The organism is Vibrio sp. YT-18 (genome assembly GCF_033337345.1).
Classification (GTDB): domain Bacteria; phylum Pseudomonadota; class Gammaproteobacteria; order Enterobacterales; family Vibrionaceae; genus Vibrio; species Vibrio alginolyticus.
This window is the reverse complement of record NZ_JAWOQO010000005.1, coordinates 205332-229424: the sequence shown is the minus strand read 5'-3', so window position 1 is coordinate 229424 and position 24093 is coordinate 205332. Positions and strand designations below refer to the sequence as shown.

Genomic DNA, 24093 nt, shown 5'->3' with positions numbered 1-24093 from the left:
TTTTCACGCTTTTCTACCTTCCTAGGCATTTCTAGGAATTTTTCCTAGCCGATCTAGGCAACCATCTCATGTGCCTCACAAAACCACTCTCTAGAATTCCGCTCAGTCAAAGGTAACAAGAGCGCATAACGGTCTCCGTTGTGTTTCTAAAACAATTACAAGAGAGTTCATCATGTTAAAATTCCTCGAACAGGTGCGGAAGCCGACCCTCGATCTTCCTGTCGAAGTTAGAAGAAAGATGTGGTTTAAACCGTTCATCCAATCTTACTTGGTCGTATTTATCGGCTACCTAACCATGTACTTGATTCGTAAGAACTTCAATGTCGCGCAAAACGACATGATCTCAACTTACGGTTTGAGCATGACAGACCTAGGTCTTATTGGCCTTGGCTTCTCCATCACATACGGCATCGGTAAAACCGTTGTGTCTTACTACGCTGACGGTAAGAACACCAAGCAATTCCTCCCTTTTATGCTGATCCTTTCTGGTCTTGCAATGCTCGGTTTCAGCTTCAGCATGGGCGGCGGTAGTGCAAGCCTGTTCTTGATGGTGGCTTTCTACGCTCTAAGTGGTTTCTTCCAAAGTACTGGTGGCCCTTCTAGTTACTCAACCATTACAAAATGGACACCTCGTAACAAGCGCGGCTCTTACCTAGGCTTGTGGAACATGTCACACAACGTTGGTGGTGCGGGCGCAGCGGGTGTTGCTCTTTTCGGTGCTAACTACCTATTCGACGGCCACGTAATCGGCATGTTCGTGTTCCCTTCTATCATCGCGATCATCGTTGGCTTTATCGGTATGCGCTTTGGTAGCGACTCTCCAGAAGCTTACGGTCTAGGTAAAGTAGAAGAACTTTTCGATGAAGCAGTGAGTGAAGAAGACACCGCCGCAGAAGAAAACCAGATGACCAAAAAAGAAATCTTTGTTGAATACGTTCTTAAAAACAAAGTTATCTGGCTACTTTGCTTTGCCAACATCTTCCTTTACATCGTTCGTATCGGCATCGACCAATGGTCAACGGTATACGCGTACCAAGAGCTTGGTCTGTCAAAAGAAACGGCAATCTCTGGCTTTACTCTGTTCGAAGTCGGTGCGCTTGTGGGTACTTTGATGTGGGGTTACCTGTCTGACCTAGCAAACGGTCGCCGCGCATTGGTTGCTTGTGTGTCTCTTGGCTTGATCATCGTATCGCTTGAGTTCTACCAGCACGCCACTAGCGAGTTCATGTACTTGGCCTCACTATTTGTATTGGGCTTCTTGGTGTTTGGTCCGCAACTTCTTATCGGTGTTGCCGCGGTTGGTTTCGTCCCTAAAAAAGCAATCAGTGTGGCTGACGGCGTAAAAGGTACATTCGCTTACCTAATCGGTGACAGCTTCGCGAAACTTGGTCTCGGTATGATTGCAGACGGTACACCTATCTTCGGCTTAACAGGTTGGAAAGGTACCTTCGCAGCCCTAGATACCTCCGCCATGATTTGTATTGTTTTGCTTGCTTTCGTCGCTATCGCGGAAGAGAAGAAGATTCGACACGCGAAGAAGCTTCAACTTGCACAAAACCAAGCCTAGCTTCTCTGCGCGCTTTACTTCGGTAAAGCGCGCAAGATCATTAAAAAGCATGGCTCAATTCAGTATCATTAAAGATTTTTCTATTAGCTCCTGTTGGAGCTTATTGTTGTTAGTCGTCTGCTCTATTTGGTTGTAATAATGATTCATGTTGCTCTAGTTGATGATCACGTCATCGTGCGTTCAGGTTTCGCACAATTATTAAATTTAGAAAGTGATATTACCGTTGTTGGTGAATTCGGCTCTGTCGCCGAAGCGCGAAAAGGGTTGCCTGCGGTACACCCACACGTCGTCATCCTAGATATTTCCATGCCAGATGAAAGCGGCTTAAACTTTCTCAGCGAAATACCAACTGGCATTGCCTGCGTGATGCTTAGCGTGCATGACTCCCCTGCGATGGTGGAAAAATCACTAAAGCTAGGTGCAAAAGGCTATCTTAGTAAACGCTGTAGCCCAGATGAACTTATTCAAGCCGTGAGAACCAGTGCTTCTGGCGGCTGTTACCTCACATCAGATATTGCACTTAAACTTGCAACGCCTAGCGACAACACCACCTCTCTATGCCAACTGACAAAACGTGAAAACGAGGTATGTCAGCTACTTGCCACTGGGTTGGATGTAAAGTCTGTCGCGGCAAAGCTTGGCTTGAGCCACAAGACTGTGCATGTTCATCGTGCGAATGCCATCGACAAACTCGGCGTGAAAAACAACGTTGAGCTCGCCAAACTATTTTCTCAAGAGTCCTTTTAATGCGAGCTTATGCTGTTACCACCATTTGCGGACTTTTTGTTATGGCTTGCGCCTGGTTCTGCTTATGGGTGATTGCCTATTACTTTGTCAATGATCCCGAGCTGGCGATCTTATTGTTTCCTTTCGCTTTACGATTAGGTGTCGCCCTACACACTCGCACCGCTTATTGGCCAACGATTTATCTTTCAGAGTGGTGGCTTTCCATCGCACTTGCGATCTTACTGGGTCAACCGCAGTGGCTTACCGTGCTGATTGCGAGCATTGCCAGTATCCCGGTCACTCTGATTGCGAAAAAATACTACTACGGTGACCAAAACCGCCACTTAGCCGTCATGGGCATTGTGATCATCATTACCGCCTTCATCAACGTAATGGCGGTCGGATTTCACGTGCCTTCTGTTTACATGGTATGGCTGGCTAGCATTTCTGGAGGCTTGCTCGTGGTGCCTATGTGCTACCTGTTGTGGAGCTATTTGTTCCAAAGTCGTTGGTCTCCGCTTAGCTCTCTCCTACTTAGTAATGCCGTTGTATTTCAGGTACGTCATATCGTGCTTTATGCGCTGCTTTTGATCGGCAGTATTTTGGTGCAAACCAGCTTGCCTGAAGAGCTAAAACGATTTGCGCCATTTTGTATGGCTATCCCAATCATCGTGTTGGCACTTCGTTACGGCTGGCAAGGAGCCCTGCTCGCCACCATGCTCAACAGCATTGCGCTGATTGCGGCTCGCAGCGGCGTATCAAATCTAGAAATCACCGATTTGTTATTATCTCTCTCGGCGCAAACCATCACCGGCATTATGCTCGGCTTAGGGGTTCAGAAACAAAAAGACCTCAATCACAAACTGCGCGGCGAACTTGCACGCAATCAGAATTTGTCTCGCCAGCTTATCAAAGCGGAAGAATCGGTAAGACGCGATATTGCGCGCGAGCTACATGACGAAATCGGCCAGAACATCACGGCAATCCGCACACAAGCCAACATCATTAAGCGGGTAAATAACACAGAAACACGCGTAGGTTGCGCCGACATGATCGAAGGGCTTTCCCTCAACGTGTACGACACCACTAAGCGACTGTTGAGCAAGCTAAGACCCAAAATGCTGGATGATTTGGACTTGAAAGAATCCGTCGAGCAACTGACGCGAGAGATGGAATTCGCCAATCATGGAACAACTGTTCAACTGAACTGGCAAGGCAATTACACCAGCGTGAGTGACACACTCAAAGTCACCCTATTCCGTTTATGCCAAGAGTCATTGAATAACGCCGCCAAGTACGCAGGAGCGCAGTTGATCAATATTGAGCTGACAATTGGAGAAACGGCGGTGTCACTAATGATTCACGATGATGGTGTCGGCTTCAAAGTTCAGGACAGCATGAAAGGCATGGGCGTTCGCGGCATGCAAGAGCGTGTGCACGCGTTAGGTGGAAAAATGGTTATCTACTCCACCAGCGATCAAGTGACTGGCACACAAATCAGCATTACTTTACCTAAGGTGTAACTCAAGATGTTTGGATTTTTACGTTCACCTAAATTTACTCAACCGAGTCTGAGCAACGAGCAAATCGACCAGCGTTACCGCCATTGGCGTTTGCACATTATGTTGGGGATGTACATCGGCTACGCAGGTTTCTACTTTACTCGTAAGACCTTTAACTACGCCGCACCAGCGATGATTACCGATCTTGGCTTAGATAAAGGCGATTTGGGCCTTATCGGTACGCTTTTCTACATTACTTACGGCTGCTCGAAGTTTATTTCCGGTACGATTTCAGATCGCTCTAACCCTCGTTATTTCATGGGATTAGGATTGATTGCGACAGGTCTGGTCAATATCGCGTTCGGTTTTTCTAGCTCACTCGCGGCTTTCATTACTCTGTGGATCTTAAACGCCTGGTTCCAAGGCTGGGGCTGGCCTTCATGCTCCAAGCTGTTAACGACTTGGTATTCACGTTCCGAGCGTGGCTTCTTATGGGCGATTTGGAACACCGCACACAACGTTGGTGGCGCGCTGATCCCTATTTTGGTGGGCTATTTAACGTTGCACTACAGCTGGCGTGAAGGTTTTATTCTACCCGGCATCATCGGGGTATTACTCGGTCTATTCGTTTGTTGGCGATTGCGCGACAAACCCACAACAATGGGTTTACCAAGTGTCGGCCGATGGCGCAACGACGCACTAGAACTTGCGCAGGAAAATTACGGACGTGGCCTCACCTACCGAGAAATTCTAAAATCGTACGTATTTAACAACAAATACATCTGGCTGCTCGCGTTCAGTTATGTGTTGGTTTACATCGTCCGAACCGCAATCAATGACTGGGGAAACCTGTACTTGACCGAGCAGCATCACTATAGCCTGATTAACGCCAACGCTGCTCTGTCGATGTTTGAAATCGGAGGTTTTGTTGGTTCATTGGTTGCGGGTTGGGGCTCAGACAAACTCTTTGGCGGTAACCGTGGGCCAATGAACTTGCTGTTCGCGATTGGGATTTTTTTATCTGTCTCTGCGCTTTGGCTGATGCCCCTGACCAACTTTGCGTTCCAAGCCGCGGGATTGTTCTCCATCGGCTTCTTTGTCTTTGGGCCACAAATGCTGATCGGTATGGCGGCGGCGGAGTGCTCTCACAAAGATTCTGCCGGCGCGGCAACAGGATTCGTTGGCTTGTTCGCCTACATGGGCGCTGCATTGTCTGGCTATCCACTGGCATTAATTCTTGAAGAATATCATTGGACAGGTTTCTTCATCACCATTTCAGTTTGTGCAGCCGTCATTGGCCTTTTGTTGCTGCCATTTTTGCAAGCGCAACCTTCACGAAAACCACTCGAACCAAAACCTCGGTTGTAAATCGACTTATCGCCCTCGGGCAAATTGGCGAGTGACCTAACCGCGCTCGCCCTCCTTATTTAACGTATCTCTGCTCAATTTTTCTTCCGATTCAGTTCGGAGGGTTAACTATGGGAAAAATTCATGAATTTGAACACTATTTCATCGCATAGCTTCTTTCAAATGAACAACAAAATCCAAAACTACGCTTGGGGAAGCACCTCTTCTATTCACGATTTGTTTGGCTTTTCTAACGAAACGAATGAGCCTCAAGCAGAAGTATGGATGGGTACTCACCCAAACGGCTGCTCTGAAGTTCAGGTTGAGCAAAACACGCTGCCTTTGTCTGAACTGATCAAACAAAACCAACCCGCTTATTTATCATCAGAAACCGCAGCAAAATTTGGCGACCTGCCCTTTCTGTTTAAAATCTTAGCGGCCGAACATGCACTGTCGATTCAAGTTCACCCAAGCAAACAAGATGCCGAAATAGGCTTCGAAAAAGAACAAAGTGCCGGGATCCCACTAAACGCAAGCCATCGTAACTACAAGGATCCAAACCATAAACCTGAGTTGGTGTACGCGCTGACAAGTTACCAAGCCATGAACGGTTTTCGTTCGTATGACGAGATTATTGAGGCATTTGGCCTTTGCGATATCGATGAGCTACGCACACCGCTAGATGCATTCAAACGCGAAATCAACTCACAAGGTTTACGCGATTTCTTTGTGCACATTCTGACCATGGAAGGAGAAACAAAAGAGCGTGCACTGAAACAGCTTCTTGCCCACGCTTCACGTCAATCGGAGCAAGGCACTGACAGCGACGTTTTCCAACTCATCTTGGATCTATCCACTCAATACCCCGGCGACGTCGGCTTGTTTGCACCATTGCTGTTGAATGTCATCACGCTGCAACCTGGCGAAGCGATGTTCCTGAGCGCAAGAACGCCACACGCTTACATTAAAGGTACTGGATTAGAGATCATGGCGAACTCAGATAACGTTTTGCGTGCAGGACTCACGCCGAAACACATGGATGTTGAAGAACTGGTTAAATGCACAGATTTTGCGCCTAAGCCGTTTAACAGCCTTGTTCTAGATCCTAATGCCAATGGTTGCCAAAGCCTTTATCCGGTCCCAGTGGCAGACTTTAGCTTCAGCATTCTAAACCAACCGAACAATGAAGTGGTTGATGCCAATAGCGCAGAGATTTTGATGGCGATTGATGCCGACCTGACACTCATCAGTGATAACGGTGAGACGTTAACCGCCGCGAAAGGACAATCTGTATTTGTTCCTGCTTACGTTGGCCATTACCGTATTCAAAGTGCGGGACGTGTGGCTCGCGCATTTAACTAACTTCTGAATAACAGATTCAAGCTAGCGTCTGACCCAAGGGATTGGGTTAGACAATTTATTCCTTTCATAGATTGAACCATTCCGCTTTTAAGGCAATCATGCTTATCCCTTGTCGACTCCAGACACTCACAGTCCAATTTCTCTAAGAGCCATAACCTCCCGGCTCTGCCATTTACTGCAACATTCATTGTCAAAACCCATTTATTTCTGGTAACTCCTCCGCTCCAATATCAAATTACTTGGATAACAAAGGCACTCACACAGTGGTATTTGTTGCAAAACGTATAATCAACGTTGTAATCAAAGCCCTAATCACTACAATCTCTGGTTCGATTTTTCAGTTAACGTTTGTATGCCGAAGTTAAACCAAGATAACCCTGTTCAAAGCTCCGCCCTTTCCGATATCGAAACCAGCAGTAAGATTCAATCGGCATTAGAACCGAAGTTTCACAAGCCAGAGAAACGTCTCTGCTTAAGCCCTGGCCTATCGGATAAGCATTTGGCGCGCCGTTGGCAAGTATTGGAACACATGACCAATAAAGATCATCTCCTTGATCCTTTCACGCAGTCACATTGCGATGCTTACTCCAACAACATCGAGCACTTCATTGGTACTGTTAATGTGCCGGTCGGCATTGCAGGCCCTTTGCGCGTCAACGGCTTGTATGCGAACGATGACTTTTTGGTTCCGCTTGCAACGACAGAAGCCGCGTTAGTCGCTTCCTACAACCGTGGCGCAAATCTTATCACCGCCGCTGGTGGCGCGAGCGCATTGTTACTAAGTGAAGGGGTGAGCCGAACACCAGTGTTCGCCTTTAATAACCTTGCCGACGCTGGCCAGTTCGTCAGTTGGGTTGTGACCCAGTTTGACGTATTTCGTCAAATTTCGGAATCCACCACCTCACATGGCAAACTCAAAGACATCAATGTAAATATCGAAGGAAACCATGTTTATTTGGTCTTTGAATACGTGACTGGTGACGCTTCCGGACAAAACATGGTGACCATCGCAACAAACGAAGTGTTCCATCATATTTTGGCGACCAGCCCAATCAAACCAACTCAAGCATTCTTGGATGGCAACTTATCAGGCGACAAAAAACCAAACGCGCACACACTGCGCTCAGTACGCGGTAAGAAAGTATCCGCCGAAGTGACCATTCCTGCTGAGTTAGTGGAAAAATATCTGCATACGACGCCGGAGTCTATGGTTCAATTTGGCAAAATGACCACAGTGGGCGGTTTACTCAGCGGGACAATTGGCGTCAACGCGCATTACGCAAACGCCCTTGCCGCGCTGTACATTGCTTGTGGTCAAGATGCCGCTTGCGTTGCAGAGTCTGCCATTGGAATCACTCGTATGGATGTGGACGCTCAAGGCAACTTGTACGCGTGCGTGACCTTGCCAAACATCATGGTGGGAACGGTTGGCGGTGGTACTGGCCTTCCAACGCAAAAAGCATGTTTGGATATTTTGGGTTTGCTCGGCAACGGCAATGCGAAAGCGTTAGCCGAAGTCGCAGCTTCGCTTTGTCTGGCTGGCGAACTCTCGATTGTGGGCGCATTTTGTGCCGATCACTTTTCTCGTGCTCACCATAAGCTTGCCCGAAAATAACCTTTGTTGCTTTGTACAAGAGAACATCCGTGTGGTTTTCTCTTGTGCAAACCAATGGACTTTATTTATTGGCTCAATAATTTCTTGAAACTAACTTAAGCCTTAACAAACATACCAATCTCTTGTTAACAGTACTTTAGCTGTCCCCCTTATACATCCATTGCGATATCTCTGCTTGTTACTCTTCATTGGCCATATTTAATATCAGTATCTTAGAAAAAGTAGCATCAAAAACTTCTAGCACTATAGTACCAAATTCATCGTTTGAGTTTTTTGTTCACCACTTATAGCTACTATACTCGCCTATGCAGCTGCTTGATTTTCATAAATTTACTAAACAGCTCAAAAGAGCTTAATAACTCCCGTTAAATGGACTTAAATCGTTACTTCGGGTAAGCGAGTTAACTATGAGACGTCAGAAGCTAAATAAAATCTCTGCTTGGGTACTAGGATTGGCTATCTTATTGCTGAGCCATGTGTCTAATGTATCAGCACAAATACAGCAATCCCCATCCGATCAAACCGTTGCGCGTTTTCTCTATCAAACCTCTTTTGGACCAACACCTGCGTTAATTAATGAGGTTAGGGAAAACGGGTTAGAGGATTGGATACAGAAACAAATCAACCTGCCAGCAACCTACCATCAACCACTTTATCAAACGCCTTTTTCTAAAGGCCTACAGTCAAACCGAGAAAATGCTTGGTATCAAATTGTTGTTACTGCTGAAGATCAGCTCAGACAGCGAACGGCTTATGCATTGAGTCAGATCGTAGTCGTTTCTCGTTATGGCGGCGTTCTTTCCAGCAAACCTACAGGGTTAGTGAATTACTACGATCTGTTGGTTGAGCATGCGTTTGGCAACTACCGAGACCTGTTGTATGACGTTTCCATCCATCCAGTCATGGGGAGCTATTTGTCTATGCTCGGTAGTGCAAAAGAAAATAGTGCGACAGGAACGCTTCCCGATGAGAACTTTGCTCGAGAGTTAATGCAGTTATTCACTATCGGTTTGTATGAACTCAATTTAGATGGCAGTAAAAAGCTAAACCACGCAACAGGCAAACCTATCCCCACGTACAATCAAACTGATATTCAAGAGCTCGCGCGAGCATTAACTGGATGGAAAAATTCCGACATCGCATTCGTGAAACCGATGCGAGTTATCAGTCAAAGACACGACACCGGCGAGAAGCGATTTCTAGGGAACGTGATCCCATCGGGTCTAACCGCACAAGAAGAGCTTTCAAAAGTGATTGATATGTTGATGTCTCACCCAAATGTTGCTCCATTTGTTTCAAAGTTACTTATCCAACGTTTGGTCAGTTCAAATCCAAGCCCAGAGTACGTCGCGCGTGTTGCTACGATATTTAACAACAATGGGGAAGGAGAAAAAGGCGATCTAACCGCCGTTGTTCGAGCCATATTGCTCGACCCTGAAGCATTAGGGATGACGGATACCCCGCCTATAAAAGTGAAAGAACCGATACTGGTCCTGACTAATTTTCATCGAGCATCAGGTTTTACGGTTAAAGGATCACGTTACGAAGACGCAACAACGATGATGAACATCGCTAATCAAGGGCCGCTTCGTTCTCCTTCCGTGTTTAATTTTTACTCTCCAGACTATCAGCCGTCTAACGAGTTTACGGAGTCTGGTATTAACTCTCCAGAGTATGAACTTCTCAATTGGTCTGTTTATACCGATTTGGTCAACTATATGTTAACCAGCACTCGTAGAGGAGGTGGTGATTCCTACCACTTCGATCTTAACGAGCTTTATCTTCTTCTAGACGATCACCATGCCTTAGTCGAATTGGTTAACGAGCGTTTCTTTGCTGGAACGGCTTCTGCTGAATTGAAAGAGCTCATGCTCACCGCGCTGAATGATTATCGTGAGGACTATGTGCCAACAACAAAACTCGCTCTAGTGATATTTACCGCCATTTCTGGCGACGAATTTTATATTCAGGATTAGGAGTGAATTATGGATATTTCACGACGACATTTTATACAAAGCACGCTATCGATGGGCGCACTAGCCTCTCTTAGTCTGCCAGGTTACTCTCTCGCAGCGCCATCTAATGACTTTCGAGCATTAATATGTGTGTATTTAGCTGGCGGAAACGATGCGTTCAACACCGTACTGCCATTATCGGAGGCGCACTATCGTCAATATTCCAAAGTCAGAGGGCCACTCTCTGTCGCCAAAGAAGACATACTCCCTATCAATTTGAGTGCTGTCGATAGCTCAAATCACCCAGTGAAGCTCGGCTTACACCCAAAGTTAAATGCGTTAACTTCCGTTTTCGAACAAGGCGATGCCAGCATCGTGCTCAATAGTGGCATTCTCAACCATCCCGTCACCAAACAAGCTATTGAGCAAGGTGAAGCATCACTTCCCGAGCAACTGTTTTCTCATAATTCTCAAACAGACGCTTGGTTACTTGGTGGAATGAGCGAGTCTAAAAATCTTGGTTGGGCTGGCAGAATGTTGGATGTATTAAACTCTGAATCAGAAATAACACCGCTATACAGTGTGCATGGCAACTCGCTTTGGTTACGGGCAATGGAACACCGCCAAACTGTCCTGAAAAAAGATCGCGCGGTTCAGCTTACCGCGATTGAGAACCCGCTATACAAGGGGATCTATGATCGCCTTCTCTCTCATCAAACTGACAATCCATTTAATGGTCATTTTAATTTGATGGTTGATGAGTCGATGGTAATGAGCAGTGTACTGAGCGAGCAACTCAACCACATTGCTGACGAGCCGCTGTTTACGTCATCGACGCTCGGCAAGCAGATGCAAACCGTGTACAAATTGATAGCAAGCCAAGATGTCCTGAAGCAGCAACGACAAGTCTTTTTCGTTAAACACTCTGGGTATGACCTACACGATTCGCAACTGGCACGTCATCCAGTGTTACTTGAGGATCTCGCGACAAACCTTTTGGCAATGTATCGTGCGGTCGAACGGTTAGGGCTAAACAAGCAAGTCACCTCTTTCACTATGTCTGACTTCGGTCGACGGATGATGAGCAACGGAAATGGTACTGATCATGGCTGGGGTGGCCATCAACTATTAATTGGAGGCGCGGTAAATGGGAAACAACCTATCGGTACATGGCCGGAACTAATACTGGGCGGAAACGATGATTACTCTCAAGGCCGACTCATACCCAAAATTGCCGCTGATCAAGTTGGTTCAACACTAGCACAGTGGATGGGCGTGAGTGATAACGCTGCACTGGAATACGTCTTCCCGAACATCCGTAATTTTACTCATTCAAACCTGGGTTTTATGGCTTAAGATATTTTTCAGGTTAGCTGTAGAACGCATCATCAAATAAGGGAGCCTCGCGCTCCCTTACCCATCTTATGTTTGCAGAGTGTCCGTTACACCTCGTCGCGACGGCGTTCGTTACACAGCTTAATGGCACGCTCAAGTAATTCTAACGCGGATTGCTCACATTCAGGCAGAACCGCATCACTTTCAGAAACTGGCGTTACGCGGTCACCCCATTTCAATACTGCCGCACCCCATGTCAAACCTGCACCAAACGCAGCAAGAAGCATATTATCACCTGGGTTAACTCGACCTTGCTCTACCGCTTCACACAATGCAATTGGCACCGTCGCAGCTGAAGTATTGCCATAGTTTTGAATGTTAACAAACGCTTTGTCGTGCGGAATTCCAGACAGGTCACACAAGGTTTGAATAATACGAATATTCGCTTGATGCGGAATCACAACATCGATTTGGTCCGTCGTTAACTGTGATGCTTTCAGTACGGTTTTCGCAGCTAGCCCCATGCCTTTTACTGCACGTTTGAAAATTTCTTGTCCTACAAAGTTGAAATCCCAGTAACCGTTGTCTTCCGCAAAGCGATCCATACAAGTACCAAACTTTGGTACGGACAGAATATCGCGGCCTTTTGCGTCACAACCGATTTGAGACTGTAGTAAACCCGTTTCTTTTTCCGTTCTTGATAACACAACGGCGCCCGCACCATCACCAAATAGAACAGCGGTATCTCGCATTGCCCAATCGATGTAGAAAGACAATCTTTCCGCACCAATAATGATCGCGTTACGATAGTTACCTGATTGAATCAAACGTGTGCCCGTTTCTAGGCCATAGACAAATCCCGTACATGCGGCATTTAAGTCAAAGGCAGCGGCTGCACGAATACCTAGGTTCTGCTGTACCTTAGACGCGATATTTGGAATCAATGAATCTGGTGAACAAGTCGCCACAATGATTAAATCCACGTCTGTTGCATCGACGCCTGCTCGAGCTAATGCATGTTTAGCAGCAACGGTCGCCATGTCTGACGTGTTTACATGACTAATACGGCGGTTTTCGATACCAGTGCGGGTACGAATCCACTCATCGGAAGTATCGAGGAAAGTGCTAAGATCATCGTTAGAGAGCACGGCTGGCGGAACACATTTCCCCCAACCTGTAATTTCAGCGTAGTAATTTGTCATCGCAGACCTATTTATTGTTGTATTTTAATAAAATTTCTTAGAACCTTAGGCTCAAATACAAACCTGCGCTGCGTTATTTCGGCAGGTTAAAAAATAAGTATACAAATAATGAGGCTGACTGGTAAGTCATGTTTTCATCAATACGTAATAAAGGAAGAAGTCATGTCATCGTTTAAAACTCGCTGCCCTTCGTGCGGCGGTCTAAATCGTGTCCCTAATGAGCGCGTTGCCGAATCTGCAACTTGCGGTAAATGTAAAAGTGCACTTTTAGACGGCTCGCCTATCGAAGGTACACAAGATAACTTTTCTGCTCTATTACAAAGTGATATGCCTGTTGTAGTAGATTTTTGGGCCCCATGGTGCAACCCGTGCGTTGGTTTTGCTCCTGTTTTCTCTGATGTTGCTCATGAGCAAGCCGGAACGGCTCGTTTTGTTAAGATTGATACCGAAGCTCAACAACAACTTGCGGCGCAATTTGGTATTCGCAGCATTCCTACCATTATGGTTTTCAAAAATGGTCAACGCGTTGATATGATCAATGGTGCGTTACCTAAAACTCAATTTGATCAATGGTTAAATCAAGCACTTACTAAATAATCTTCCACGCCAACCTTGTTTGTAGGTTGGCGTTTTTATGCAACTTATCAACCTATCTAGTTAATAAATATTATTTGTCGAAACGACTTAAATTTATCATTTTACTTGCCTAACTATTAGCCTCATATTCGCGCCGAATAACCCTTAGATTTCATTTAACTTATAGGCGCAAAACAGTGGAAAACACAGTCGTTCCTGCAGCATCACCACGAGTTACAGTTCCAGTCGTCGCACTGTCTCTTTATGCGGTGGCTTCGGGCTATTTAATGAGCTTGATCCCTCTCATGCTCGGTGAATACAACATCTCAGCAGGTTACGCGAGTTGGTTGGCGAGTGTGTTTTATGGCGGCTTATTAACCGGTGCTATTTTTATTGAACGTATCGTACGTCAAGTTGGTCACCGTAACGCGTTTATTGGTTGCTTGGCCGTATTTTCGCTAACTATCGTCACACTACCCGTGTTTGCTAACGGATTGATGTGGCTTGCCGCTCGCTTTATTGCGGGTATCGCGGTTGCTGGTGTTTTTGTCATTGTTGAGTCTTGGCTAATGTCTGGAGACGAAGCATCGCGTGCGAAACGTTTGAGCTTGTACATGCTATCGCTTTATGGTGGTTCAGCATTAGGCCAGTTTGGTATTGGCGTGCTTGGCGTAAGTGGCGGCGTTCCGTTTATTGCGATCACGACGTTGATACTAATGGCGATGCTGGTGCTAATGTTCATTGAGTGTGAGCAGCCAAACAGCCATGAATCAACCGCTTTATCATTTAAGCAAATTGCCAAACTAAACCATGCAGCAATTATTGGTTGTGTTGTTTCAGGTTTGACCTTAGGTGCAATCTACGGATTAATGCCAGTTGAGTTAACTAACCGTAAAATTAGCCATCAAGACATTGGTACATTGATGGCGCTAGTTATTCTAGGTGGCATGCTAGTTCAACCAATGGTGACCGCGTTAAACAAATACATGAGCCGCACAGTGCTAATGGCGTTTTTCTGTATTTTGGGTATTTTTTCGATCGGTATGACCTTTATTTCCTCGTCAGCCGTGGTATTGGCTGCTGCATTATTCTTTTTAGGTGCAGCTACTTTTGCCTTGTACCCGATAGCAATCAACTTAGGTTGCGAAGGACTTGATGAACGCTTTATTGTCTCTGCGACACAAGTCATGCTGTTTAGCTACAGCATCGGCTCTGTTGCTGGCCCAGTTGTCGCTGATAAATTTATGGGCCAAGAACACGGCTTACTAGGCTACTTGTTTGCCGCTTTGGTTGCGACTGGCGTATACATGCTACTTGCTGCGAGCAAAACCAAGCAGCGTATGGCCGCTGGCCTCTAATCACGCCGCTTCTACTCAACGAAAACGAGGGCATGTCGCCCTCGTTTTTTTTATTCTTCGCATTTTTGTTTAGATAAACGCTTGTGACGGTTTGACGCGTTCGCTGCAGGCTTTTCCGGTACCATGCGCTTTTCATGAAGCAAATGACGAACCGCCAAGATGGGATGTTTCAGTAACATTCTGGGGCCAGAGTAACGCATGACCAAACGCATTTGTTCTTTCGGCTCTGGTTTGTAGCAGTGAATCGGACATTTATTACACGTCGGTTTATTCTCTCCATAAGGACAGCGGTCGAGGCGCACTTCTGCGTATTCAAGCAGCTCACGACATTCTGAGCATAAGTCACGTTTTGTTCCATGATGGTCATGACAGTAAACCTCTACCATGGCTTTTACTGTCTTAAATTCAGTGGCGAGTTTGCCAAGTAAAATATCGCTCATGCACTATCCAAAAATCACAACATCATTGTGTAAAGTTCTAACGTGCGGCCATTATCATATTGCTGCTCAACTCGTTCAAACTCAAAGCCCAGTTTTTTGAGCAAACTTATACTACGAATATTGTCATTGTTGGTGATGGCAACCAAATTATCGAGTTTCATTTCCTCTCTAGCGTATTCCAGCACTGCGGTTGCAGACTCCGTTCCGTAGCCGAAGCCATAAGCGGAAGGTAAAAATCCATATCCGAGATCATAGTGTTGTAATGTGTCACGTTTAACCAACCCACAAATCCCGATGGGTTGCCCATCTTCTTTCTTCTCTACAACGAGTAAACTCACGCCTCTAATTTTTTGCATGCGTAGCATGTTTTCTTTTATGTAACTCGCCGCTTCATATTCGGTACGAATTTGTTTATCTCCGACAAAACGGTAGAAGTCTGGGTGGTTATAAGGTTCTAGTATAAATGGTGCATCATCTACACTCACAAGACGCAGTATCAAACGTTCGGTGTACAGTGTTTTCATTTGGGCTCCATTAAAACGCGATAGATGATTGGACATAGGAACGTACTTGAATTTTGCGACCGATACCGGCGCTTATTTAGTTGTAACTTGATAAAAAAGTAACTATCCTGCCTCGCTAAATTAAAGGACCACCACCATGAACCGCAAGAAGAAAATCAATCAGATCTTGAAAGCGAAGCAGAAGAAGCATAACGCTAAGCTACATAAGAGCAATAAGCCGCGTTATATCTCCAAAGCTGAACGCGCGAAAATGGAAGCTGAAGAACAAAACCAAGCTTCAGAACACACGGAAAACGTTGTAGACACAGCGCAGACAGATCAAGCCTAAAAGAAAAGCCGCTTCAAGCGGCTTTTTTGATATTCGGAGATAGTTAGCTTTAGTATTCGACACTGTAGTTCAGTGTGAATGTGCGACCTCTTCCTTTGTAGTCGTACGCTGCTGCATCGTAGTGTGCTGCATAAAGAATCTGCGCACGTTGTCCCCAAGCGGTTGTGTAGTCTTCGTCAAATAGGTTTTGAATACCAAAACCTAACTGCCCGATAGGTAGTGTTACGTTACCAAGAAGATCAAACGTAGTGTATCCATCTAGTTTATTGTTTGCGTCATCTTCGTAATCAAACATCGTCTGGCTTTGTAAACGTACTGAATAGCCATCCTGATAGTAAGCCGCCCACGCGTTCGCTTTTGATGTACTTGCTTTACCCGCGCTTAGATCTTCCCACTTACCGTTGGTTTTCAGCTCAGAAACCACATAGTGACCTGATGCACCTAACAAAATATCACGGTTTACCCAGTAGTTAATGTTTGCTTCGGCACCGTATACACGTTGCTCGTCATCAACATTGGTGATTAGGAGCGTCTTCTTGTCATACTTGATTGAGTTATCCGACACCGAGTAGTAACCCGCCGCTTGCAGTGCGACAGTATCGGTATCTAATCGGTAACCAATTTCATAGCTGTCCGTTTTGATGCCCGACATTTTTGAGTCAGATACGTTAATGCTATTGTTCAACGCGTAGTGACCATTTGCATCCGCGGCATCGTAGCTACCTTGGCCGTAGTACTTTGCAGGATCAGCGAGTTCGAAACCTTGAGAGAAGTTCGCCCAAAGCTGAGATTCATCGTTAAGCTGATAAATGGTGCCCAAATTAAATAAGCTCACTGAGTAGTCAGTGCTGCCACCTGGTACCGCATCCGCTGATACACCATTACCCGATGCGATCTTCTTTTGTATACTATAGGCAACAAAATCATCAATCTTATTGTCCATGTATTGGTAGCGGTAGCCTGCTTGTACTGACCAATCTTGATTGATTTGGTAATCCCCTTGGACAAACATTGCGTAAGACGCCACATCAACATCTGGGTAACGCCCCACTTCGGCATAGGTTCGATTAATTAAGTTCCCAGAGCTGTTCGCAATGGTTGGATCGAACAGAGCCTGGTTACTTTCAAAACGGTCTAAGTACGCATCGACACCATAAACAAGTTTGAATGACTCCCAGCTTTTAGCTAACGCTAAGCGCCCAGCAAAAACTTCTGTTTTTTGTTGAGAGGCACTTTGGTAATAAGGAGTAAAGGTTTGGTCTTCACTACGGTAAGATAACTCGCCTATCAGTTGATGACCGAATACGCTGTCGTGAGCGTAGTTCGCACTTAAGAGAACTCGCTCTGTACCATGTTCACGGTCGGAATCGAACCCCTCTCGTACATCAACAAATTTATTGTTAACAATGTACAAACCGTATGGCGAATCTTGCTGGCTGTCATAGTATTGTGCGACAAGGTTTAACTTGCTGGCATCGGAGATTTGAATCTCGGTCGATCCCATAACATCGAGCGTTGAATTATACTGCAAGGAGCCCTGTGAAATGTCTGGGGTGACAATGTCGCCATTTGCGTCAAATGCACCTTGTGTCTCGGTGTACACAACCGAACCTCTAGCGGTAATTCGCTCATTACCACCCGAGATAGACTGAGCGAGTTTGTAATCAAAGTCATCGCTGCTATTAAAGCCTGTAGTGCCACTCACGTAGGATTCAAACGACAAGTCATCCGAGTACGCTTTCTTGGTGATAATGTTAATAACACCACCAGTAGCGCCTGCACCATAAATGGAGGTTGCACCAGATAGTACTTCAATTCGCTCGATGTTGAATGGGTCTATTGCGTCTAACTGACGACTAATCGGGCGAGAAGACTGTAAAGAGACACCATCAATCATTACCAACATTGCTCTACCGCGAAGGTTCTGACCATAATTAGTTCGACCACCGGTGCCGACGTCTAAAGAAGGGATGGTTGCAGAAAGAATATCACCCAGTGTCTTGCCCGCACGATATTGCTGAGCAATCTCTTCTTGGCCAACAAACCAAACCGTTCCTGGAATATCGGAGATCGATTTCGGCATCACACTGCCTACAACAACCAATTGCTCATCGCTCGGAGTCGATGTTTGTTGAAGATCTTCTGCTGCTATTGAGCTAACTGCGTATCCACTGCTCATCGCAAGTACGATGAGATTGAAAGAAAACGTCCTTTTCATCATTGTATTTATCTTTTTGTTGTCAACAAGAGCATGCAATGATACTTATTCTCACTCTCAAATCGAGCACTGTTACACAAGTTAAATAAATGTTAATTAAGAACCTTCTTGCTCATAAGCTGTCGATTTTCCTCTAAACGAGGACAATCTGCACAAAGCTTTCTGCCTTCACACTTATAGACTAAACAACAACTTTTTCTTACTAACTTTAGCGGCTGATCAGATTCCGTCTCATGAAGTGAGCGGCTATTATCAACATCCAAACCCATTGCGCTTAGCCACAAGACCGCATGCTCCTGAAGTGTCGAGTTAGTCATTTGCGGAAAGCGCTGTTGGAGACGAATTAAACAAGCCATGATTCCGTCCGACATCAATTGATGGGTGAAGCCAGGACGAATGCGTGTCCATTGACTCATCTCTTGTTGATAGAAGTCGAACAGTTCTCGGATTTGACGCCCCGCCTCTTTTATCAACGCTTCTGGCTCGCCATGTATATGCGCTTCGTCGGCGAATCGGTACCCAGAAACAAAACAAGGTTTGAGGTGCTGCGCTATCTCGCGAATGTTTGGCAACGTGTGGTAACCGTAAATAGAGATGAATGCGACATAAACTGGCTGCCAACAAAGTAAATCCCACGTTCTTGTCAACCAATATGCTTTTCCCGCTTCCGGATGAGCCTCCGAGATTTGCTGGTAAAGGCCTTGGATGATCGGGTTGATATCATTCTCGATATGGATAGCTTCTTGCCCTATCTCGCCGATATCACCGTGTAGGTAAGGTGTAATCTCACTCGAAGTTTGAAACAGTTGCGGGAAAAATTGCTCAGACATGATGGCTTATTGTTGGTGTAGTCATTCTGACACCTTTATACCCAAGCACCAATCGCAATGCAAACTATTATCCTTTGCGTTTTCATAACAAAGAAGCACTCTTAGGGTTAGTTATGAATGTATTTCCGAGTTCTGTGAAGCTGTAAGGTCTGGTTACGTATGCGATGAATAGCAACAAACTCTTAAACCTCTTCGCATTTAACGCTCAGATGATCGCAAAAATACACAGCATAAAAACACCCTGATAAAACTGTGTTAACAGTTTCCCTGTGTAGCGTGAGTTATTGCCAATAATTGAATATTGCTGTTTCTTATCCAGCGGATTGTGAACAACATGAAGTATTTTCTTTCTGAATATCGAGACAATACAAAGAGGTAATTTGGCTATGTAGCCCTCTGTTTTGAATAAGGAAATCCACATGTTGTATCTTGAGTTTCTATTTTTGCTCGTGATGCTGTATATCGGCTCACGTTATGGTGGTATAGGCCTTGGGGTCGTATCCGGAATTGGCTTGGTGATTGAAGTCTTCATCTTTAAGATGCCGCCAACCTCTCCTCCTGTCACCGTTATGTTGATCATTTTAGCGGTGGTAACATGTGCTTCCATTCTTGAAGCCGCTGGCGGTTTGAAATACATGCTGCAAGTTGCCGAGCGTGTGCTTCGTAAGAACCCAAAACGCGTCACCCTTATTGCTCCGTTCGTGACTTACTTTATGACCTTCCTACTTGGTACAGGTCACGCGGTTTACTCTATCATGCCAATCATTGGCGACGTTGCACTTAAAAATGGCATTCGTCCAGAGCGTCCTATGGCTGCCGCTTCTGTCGCGTCTCAAATCGCAATCACAGCCTCGCCAATTTCAGCAGCAGTGGTTTACTACTTGGCGCAACTCTCCGACATTCAACACGAGATCACTCTGCTCTCAATTCTGCTCGTTACTGTACCTGCAACGCTATTCGGTACGTTGTTGATGTCACTTTACAGCCTAAAGCGTGGTAAAGAGCTAGACGACGATGAAGAATACCAAGAGCGTTTGAAAGATCCAGTGTGGAGAGAAAAAATCCTCAACACAACTGCAACGTCTCTTGATGAAGTACTACCAACAAGTGCTCGTAACTCTGTATTGCTGTTCATTGCATCGATCTTGGTTATCGTCATTATCGCGATGTGGCCAGACATTCGTACCATCGTAGATGGCTCGAAGCCAATCAGCATGGCAGTTGTGATTCAAATGATGATGCTCTGCTTCGGCGGTATCATTTTGCTTGCGACCAAAACTGACCCGCGTGACGTACCAAATGGGGTGGTATTTAAATCTGGTATGGTGGCGGCGATTGCTATCTTCGGTATTGCATGGATGTCAGATACCTACTTTCAGTACGCTATGCCTCAATTTAAATCTGGCATCGTAGAGATGGTAACCAACTATCCTTGGACATTCGCGCTTGCGTTATTCATTGTGTCGGTTGTGGTGAACTCTCAAGCTGCAACGGCTCGCATGATGCTGCCTGTTGGTCTCGGCTTAGGTTTGGAACCTGCGCTGCTTATCGGCTTGATGCCAGCGGTATACGGCTACTTCTTTATTCCAAACTACCCTTCAGATATCGCGACTGTGAACTTCGATACCTCGGGCACAACTAAGATTGGTAAGTGGTACTTCAACCACTCATTCATGTCTGTGGGCTTAATCGGCGTGATTGGTGCGTGTTGCTTGGGTTACTTGCTAGGGCAAATGATCATTCCTTCGTAACTAGCCAAATCAACGATAAATTAGAGGCGAGTCATTGTACGTTTTCGTATAGCCTGAGTGACTCGCCTTTCTTTATTGCACTATTAACTACAGCAAGAAATCGTCATCAATCGCGACAAAATTGTCGGCACAATCAATCAGAGTTTGAGATGTAAGTTTAGGTACACCATAAACGGTCACCGTTTTATTGAAGCGCTGCTGAATTCTCTCTACTAGCAGACTGAAGTCTCCATCTCCCGAAACTAGAATCACTTCCTCAACTTCGGGAGCAATTTCAATTGCATCGAGAGTAATACCCACATCCCAATCGCCTTTCGAGCTGCCATCACGACGCTGGATGTAGGGTTTAAGCATCACCTCAAATCCAACACCGCGTAAAATGTGATGAAACTGACGTTGTTTTGGATCGTTACTCGCGATGGCATAAGCACGAGCACTTACCACCTCTTTCCCTTGTGTGGCGACATACCAAAACTGGTTGTAATCAAAATTGCTTCGATACGCTTCGCGACAGGTGTAATACACATTCTGTACATCAACCAAAATGGCGATTTTTTGTTTGCTTTCCGAACTCATCTATTTCTACGCTCAATTTATTTGCTGCCTACCCTATGCCAGTTTTGGAAAAAGCACAATGAGCCAATTCCACTAAACTTAACGTATAAAAAGTTATTTGGGTTTCTAGGGGAACTGTCATGGGCGGAAAGTTACTAGTGATACTGCTTTCTTGTATCTTGTCATCGACAGCATTTGGTTATCCAGCGCACTCCAAATACTGGCCACATAGAAGCGTGCTCTACTTTGCGCCAGAAAATGATGAATACGTCAAACAATTCTTGCTAGAAACACTTATGAATGAGTGTGAGTTGGAAGACAGAGATGTCGTCACGCTGGTCATTACAGAACAAGGTTATACTTTTCCTGCTTGGCTTAAAGAAGAGTTCGACCTAAAAATGCTAGCTCGTCTTTATGCGGTCGAAAAAGGTTCTCATACCGCTATTTTGCTTGGTAAAGATGGTCTAGAAAAGCACCGCTGGGGCGCAGAAACAGACTGGCCGTTTATCAACAACCTCATTGATCAAATGCCTATGCGTAAGCAAGAAATGCAGAGGCAACAAAGCCCCTGTAAAATATAGTCACTTCTGAGCAGTATTACTTTGCGAACCAATCCAACTTGTTGTGAAGTTGAGTCACGCTGCCAACCACAATCAATGCTGGGCTCACGGCTTGCTCTGCCATGATCGATAGCTCGTTCAACTTTCCTTGGAACACGCGCTGCTCTGGGCGCGTACCGTTTTCAATAATGGCGCATGACATCTCAGGATCTAACCCATGAGTGATCAGCTTACCCATAATATGGCCGCTTTGCTTCAAACCCATATAGAACACAAGTGTGTTGTTGGATTGCGCTAGTGAATGCCATTCAATCTCACGACCATCTTTTTGTACATGACCAGTGATAAATTGAACGCTTTGTGCATGGTCGCGGTGTGTTAATGGAATACCTGCGTAAGCCGTTGCACCCGCAGCAGCTGTGATACCCGGAACCACTTCGTATTTGATGCCGAATTCTGCTAGCTCTTCTAGCTCTTCACCGCCACGACCAAAGATAAATGAATCGCCGCCTTTTAGACGTACAACGCGTTTACCTTCTTGCGCTTTTTGCACCAAGATTTGGTTGATTTGATCTTGAGGCACGCAGTGAAAATCGAGCTTTTTCCCAACATAAATCATCTCTGCTGATGCATGCGCCAACTCAAGAATCTCTTTTGATACCAATCGGTCGTACACAACAACTTCAGCCGCTTGAATGGCTTTTAAGCCTTTTACTGTGAGTAAATCAGGGTCACCAGGACCTGCACCAACAAGAGAAACAAAGCCGCTGTTTAAAGATGAGTTAACAGTTGTCATATCAACGCCTATCGAAAATTTGGACATAAAAAGTAACACTCAAGTCATTAACTCAAGGTTAAAATCACCCCAAGGAGTTATTACTTTTTATAGCTAAATCAATACAATACTTATCGAAAGTTAAATGAGTTGAACAGCCCTACCTACCATAGGTAGGGCCAGATAAAAGCGGTTTATTTTGCGATTGCAGGCTCTGTTTTTACTTCTTCTTCAACTACGTTGATAGAAGGCGCTGTTTTTGCGTGAGTTAGGTACAGTGGAATACAAGTCATTACGAGACCACCGACAATATTACCTAGAATGGTTGGAATAAGGTTGAAGTTCAACCAAGTCGCGATACCAAAATCCGCACCTAGAATCATACCTAGTGGGAATAGGAACATGTTTACTACGGTGTGTTCAAATACTAGCGCAAAGAAGATGAAGATTGGGAACCACATCATTGCTACGCGACCAGACACCGAACGTGCCGTCATGTTGCCGATAACGCCTAGACACACCATTAGGTTACAGAAGATGCCGCGTACGAAACACGTGATCCATCCGTCCATACCCATGTTTTCAAAACCAAGGCTACGCGCGGTAGAAACAGCGACAAATTTCTTCGCTACTGCGTTCAGTTCTAGAGAAAAGTTACCTGTTAGAGAGATAGCCACTAGGTAAGCAACGATCAGAGAACCGATAAGGTTACCCAAGCCTACAAGACCCCAACAACGGAAGATACGACCCCAAGTGATGCCCGGACGGTTCGCAAACTTAGCCAGAGGCGCTAGACCAAAAACACCGGTTACTAGGTCATACCCCATCACACTTAGAATTACGAAACCAACGGGGAAAACAAGTGCTCCTACAAGGCCGATACCCGTTTGTACAATCGCGGTAATAGCAACCACCACCGCAAGCGAAAGAATAACGCCAGCCATCGTACCGCGAAGCAGAAGATCTCGCGTGCTTGTATTGGTTTTCGCTTCACCAACATTGATCATGGTTTGCACGAATTCTGCAGGCTTAAAATCAGTAGACATGAATGTGTCCTTATCCAAAATTGAAAGTTAAAAAGTTAAAGATTGAATAGAGAAAGGCTTCCCGTTGACACCTGAACGCTGTCTACAACACCTCGCTTCCCTGTTCCCCTGAGTTGATGCTTGGAAAGCCTTTGTCTATTAAATCTAGGTTTCAGTTCATTCCCTCCCCCTAAGAGGAGGGAATGAAAACCAAGCTTACGCAGAGATTTCTACTTCGCCGTTGGTTACGCGGGTTTTGTACGCTTTCACGCTAAAACGCTCGTCTTCCATGCACGCACCTGTTGTCAGGTTAAAGCGTTGCTTCTTAAGTGGGCTAGCCACCCAAAGCTCGCCTTGGTGCTCACAGATCAAACCGCGAGAAAGCACGTTTGATTGGAAGAACGGGTCTGTGTTGCTGATCGCCAGCACTTCTTCTGCTTGTGTTGGGCGGAATACCGCAACTTGCTGAGCATCAACCAGTGCACAAACACCTGTGCCCGGTACGATGTCGCTGATTTGGCAAATCTTTTCAAATGACATAA

22 protein-coding genes are annotated in these 24093 nt (G+C 45.5%); 13 read left to right on the top strand and 9 right to left on the bottom strand.

From position 1 onward, the window contains the following. Positions 1–172: 172 nt before the first annotated feature. The 8 genes from uhpT to R7M72_RS09390 all read left to right on the top strand — a co-directional run bounded on the left by uhpT (position 173) and on the right by R7M72_RS09390 (position 11430). Complete coding sequence (gene uhpT, locus R7M72_RS09425) at positions 173–1567, top strand: hexose-6-phosphate:phosphate antiporter (protein WP_021707729.1); 1395 nt, start codon at positions 173–175, stop codon at positions 1565–1567. A gap of 138 nt (positions 1568–1705) precedes the next feature. Then, positions 1706–2314 carry a transcriptional regulator UhpA gene (gene uhpA / locus R7M72_RS09420; RefSeq protein ID WP_064376967.1) on the top strand — a complete coding sequence of 203 codons (609 nt, stop codon included), beginning with the start codon at positions 1706–1708 and terminating at the stop codon, positions 2312–2314. Further along, entirely contained in the window at positions 2314–3816 is a 1503-nt protein-coding gene (gene uhpB, locus R7M72_RS09415; protein WP_064376966.1) for a signal transduction histidine-protein kinase/phosphatase UhpB, read from the top strand. Before uhpA ends, uhpB begins: the two co-directional genes overlap by 1 nt. A 6-nt stretch (positions 3817–3822) precedes the next feature. Next, positions 3823–5163 carry an MFS transporter gene (locus R7M72_RS09410; RefSeq protein WP_033907046.1) on the top strand — a complete coding sequence of 447 codons (1341 nt, stop codon included), beginning with the start codon at positions 3823–3825 and terminating at the stop codon, positions 5161–5163. 123 nt (positions 5164–5286) lie between these two features. Next, positions 5287–6504, top strand: a complete 1218-nt coding sequence (gene manA, locus R7M72_RS09405) for a mannose-6-phosphate isomerase, class I (RefSeq protein WP_033907045.1) — start codon at positions 5287–5289, stop codon at positions 6502–6504. 352 nt (positions 6505–6856) lie between these two features. Next, entirely contained in the window at positions 6857–8119 is a 1263-nt protein-coding gene (locus tag R7M72_RS09400) for a hydroxymethylglutaryl-CoA reductase (protein ID WP_033907044.1), read from the top strand. Between the two features lie 407 nt (positions 8120–8526). Continuing rightward, on the top strand, positions 8527–10095 hold the full coding sequence (locus tag R7M72_RS09395; protein WP_033907043.1) for a DUF1800 family protein: 1569 nt from the start codon (positions 8527–8529) through the stop codon (positions 10093–10095). Positions 10096–10104: 9 nt separating this feature from the next. Continuing rightward, positions 10105–11430, top strand: a complete 1326-nt coding sequence (locus R7M72_RS09390; RefSeq protein WP_033907041.1) for a DUF1501 domain-containing protein — start codon at positions 10105–10107, stop codon at positions 11428–11430. Positions 11431–11516: 86 nt separating this feature from the next. Here R7M72_RS09390 and R7M72_RS09385 read toward each other — a convergent pair whose 3' ends face one another. Continuing rightward, the gene (locus R7M72_RS09385; protein ID WP_033907040.1) at positions 11517–12611 is read right to left on the bottom strand and encodes a ketoacyl-ACP synthase III; all 1095 of its coding nucleotides are present in this window, start codon (positions 12609–12611) and stop codon (positions 11517–11519) included. Between the two features lie 162 nt (positions 12612–12773). On the opposite strand from R7M72_RS09385, the gene trxC reads away from it, so the two are divergent. Both trxC and R7M72_RS09375 read left to right on the top strand, forming a co-directional pair. Next, entirely contained in the window at positions 12774–13208 is a 435-nt protein-coding gene (trxC, locus tag R7M72_RS09380) for a thioredoxin TrxC (protein ID WP_005376074.1), read from the top strand. A 176-nt stretch (positions 13209–13384) separates the two neighbouring features. Further along, a complete protein-coding gene (locus R7M72_RS09375; RefSeq protein WP_064376963.1) occupies positions 13385–14545 on the top strand; it encodes an MFS transporter in 1161 nt (386 codons plus the stop codon). Between the two features lie 50 nt (positions 14546–14595). Here R7M72_RS09375 and R7M72_RS09370 read toward each other — a convergent pair whose 3' ends face one another. Together R7M72_RS09370 and R7M72_RS09365 are read right to left on the bottom strand one after the other, a co-directional pair. Next, complete coding sequence (locus R7M72_RS09370) at positions 14596–14985, bottom strand: nitrous oxide-stimulated promoter family protein (RefSeq protein WP_005387988.1); 390 nt, start codon at positions 14983–14985, stop codon at positions 14596–14598. A 14-nt stretch (positions 14986–14999) separates the two neighbouring features. Further along, entirely contained in the window at positions 15000–15509 is a 510-nt protein-coding gene (locus tag R7M72_RS09365; protein ID WP_318056144.1) for a GNAT family N-acetyltransferase, read from the bottom strand. Between the two features lie 136 nt (positions 15510–15645). On the opposite strand from R7M72_RS09365, the gene R7M72_RS09360 reads away from it, so the two are divergent. Next, entirely contained in the window at positions 15646–15837 is a 192-nt protein-coding gene (locus R7M72_RS09360; RefSeq protein WP_005376066.1) for a DUF2986 domain-containing protein, read from the top strand. A 49-nt stretch (positions 15838–15886) separates the two neighbouring features. Here the strand turns inward: R7M72_RS09360 and R7M72_RS09355 are convergent, their stop codons facing one another. Together R7M72_RS09355 and R7M72_RS09350 are read right to left on the bottom strand one after the other, a co-directional pair. Then, complete coding sequence (locus R7M72_RS09355; protein ID WP_005376064.1) at positions 15887–18058, bottom strand: TonB-dependent receptor; 2172 nt, start codon at positions 18056–18058, stop codon at positions 15887–15889. Positions 18059–18147: 89 nt separating this feature from the next. Then, positions 18148–18885, bottom strand: coding sequence for a siderophore ferric iron reductase (locus tag R7M72_RS09350; protein WP_042520969.1), 738 nt, complete (start codon positions 18883–18885; stop codon positions 18148–18150). 419 nt (positions 18886–19304) lie between these two features. On the opposite strand from R7M72_RS09350, the gene R7M72_RS09345 reads away from it, so the two are divergent. Continuing rightward, complete coding sequence (locus R7M72_RS09345) at positions 19305–20636, top strand: anaerobic C4-dicarboxylate transporter (RefSeq protein WP_104976072.1); 1332 nt, start codon at positions 19305–19307, stop codon at positions 20634–20636. Positions 20637–20723: 87 nt separating this feature from the next. Here R7M72_RS09345 and R7M72_RS09340 read toward each other — a convergent pair whose 3' ends face one another. Next, complete coding sequence (locus tag R7M72_RS09340) at positions 20724–21212, bottom strand: NYN domain-containing protein (protein WP_005387978.1); 489 nt, start codon at positions 21210–21212, stop codon at positions 20724–20726. A 119-nt stretch (positions 21213–21331) separates the two neighbouring features. Between R7M72_RS09340 and R7M72_RS09335 the strand changes: the two genes are divergently transcribed. Continuing rightward, positions 21332–21772: a DUF4174 domain-containing protein gene (locus tag R7M72_RS09335; RefSeq protein WP_017820187.1), complete on the top strand. Its 441-nt coding sequence runs from the start codon at positions 21332–21334 to the stop codon at positions 21770–21772. Between the two features lie 16 nt (positions 21773–21788). Here R7M72_RS09335 and cobA read toward each other — a convergent pair whose 3' ends face one another. From cobA to nirD, 3 genes are all read right to left on the bottom strand, one after another. Then, complete coding sequence (gene cobA, locus R7M72_RS09330) at positions 21789–22547, bottom strand: uroporphyrinogen-III C-methyltransferase (RefSeq protein ID WP_248525582.1); 759 nt, start codon at positions 22545–22547, stop codon at positions 21789–21791. Between the two features lie 173 nt (positions 22548–22720). Next, positions 22721–23572 (bottom strand): formate/nitrite transporter family protein, encoded by an 852-nt coding sequence (locus R7M72_RS09325; RefSeq protein WP_033907034.1) that lies wholly within the window; start codon positions 23570–23572, stop codon positions 22721–22723. Positions 23573–23767: 195 nt separating this feature from the next. Beyond that, complete coding sequence (nirD, locus tag R7M72_RS09320) at positions 23768–24091, bottom strand: nitrite reductase small subunit NirD (protein WP_182016100.1); 324 nt, start codon at positions 24089–24091, stop codon at positions 23768–23770. Positions 24092–24093: the final 2 nt, after the last annotated feature.

Excerpts from the sequence above, each read along its gene's own strand:
- uhpT (WP_021707729.1), top strand. The coding sequence starts at position 173 with ATGTTAAAATTCCTCGAACAGGTGCGGAAGCCGACCCTCGATCTTCCT.
- uhpA (WP_064376967.1), top strand. The coding sequence starts at position 1,706 with ATGATTCATGTTGCTCTAGTTGATGATCACGTCATCGTGCGTTCAGGT.
- uhpB (WP_064376966.1), top strand. The coding sequence starts at position 2,314 with ATGCGAGCTTATGCTGTTACCACCATTTGCGGACTTTTTGTTATGGCT.
- R7M72_RS09410 (WP_033907046.1), top strand. The coding sequence starts at position 3,823 with ATGTTTGGATTTTTACGTTCACCTAAATTTACTCAACCGAGTCTGAGC.
- manA (WP_033907045.1), top strand. The coding sequence starts at position 5,287 with ATGAATTTGAACACTATTTCATCGCATAGCTTCTTTCAAATGAACAAC.
- R7M72_RS09400 (WP_033907044.1), top strand. The coding sequence starts at position 6,857 with ATGCCGAAGTTAAACCAAGATAACCCTGTTCAAAGCTCCGCCCTTTCC.
- R7M72_RS09395 (WP_033907043.1), top strand. The coding sequence starts at position 8,527 with ATGAGACGTCAGAAGCTAAATAAAATCTCTGCTTGGGTACTAGGATTG.
- R7M72_RS09390 (WP_033907041.1), top strand. The coding sequence starts at position 10,105 with ATGGATATTTCACGACGACATTTTATACAAAGCACGCTATCGATGGGC.
- R7M72_RS09385 (WP_033907040.1), bottom strand. The coding sequence starts at position 12,611 with ATGACAAATTACTACGCTGAAATTACAGGTTGGGGGAAATGTGTTCCG.
- trxC (WP_005376074.1), top strand. The coding sequence starts at position 12,774 with ATGTCATCGTTTAAAACTCGCTGCCCTTCGTGCGGCGGTCTAAATCGT.
- R7M72_RS09370 (WP_005387988.1), bottom strand. The coding sequence starts at position 14,985 with ATGAGCGATATTTTACTTGGCAAACTCGCCACTGAATTTAAGACAGTA.
- R7M72_RS09365 (WP_318056144.1), bottom strand. The coding sequence starts at position 15,509 with ATGAAAACACTGTACACCGAACGTTTGATACTGCGTCTTGTGAGTGTA.
- R7M72_RS09360 (WP_005376066.1), top strand. The coding sequence starts at position 15,646 with ATGAACCGCAAGAAGAAAATCAATCAGATCTTGAAAGCGAAGCAGAAG.
- R7M72_RS09355 (WP_005376064.1), bottom strand. The coding sequence starts at position 18,058 with ATGATGAAAAGGACGTTTTCTTTCAATCTCATCGTACTTGCGATGAGC.
- R7M72_RS09350 (WP_042520969.1), bottom strand. The coding sequence starts at position 18,885 with ATGTCTGAGCAATTTTTCCCGCAACTGTTTCAAACTTCGAGTGAGATT.
- R7M72_RS09345 (WP_104976072.1), top strand. The coding sequence starts at position 19,305 with ATGTTGTATCTTGAGTTTCTATTTTTGCTCGTGATGCTGTATATCGGC.
- R7M72_RS09340 (WP_005387978.1), bottom strand. The coding sequence starts at position 21,212 with ATGAGTTCGGAAAGCAAACAAAAAATCGCCATTTTGGTTGATGTACAG.
- R7M72_RS09335 (WP_017820187.1), top strand. The coding sequence starts at position 21,332 with ATGGGCGGAAAGTTACTAGTGATACTGCTTTCTTGTATCTTGTCATCG.
- cobA (WP_248525582.1), bottom strand. The coding sequence starts at position 22,547 with ATGACAACTGTTAACTCATCTTTAAACAGCGGCTTTGTTTCTCTTGTT.
- R7M72_RS09325 (WP_033907034.1), bottom strand. The coding sequence starts at position 23,572 with ATGTCTACTGATTTTAAGCCTGCAGAATTCGTGCAAACCATGATCAAT.
- nirD (WP_182016100.1), bottom strand. The coding sequence starts at position 24,091 with ATGTCATTTGAAAAGATTTGCCAAATCAGCGACATCGTACCGGGCACA.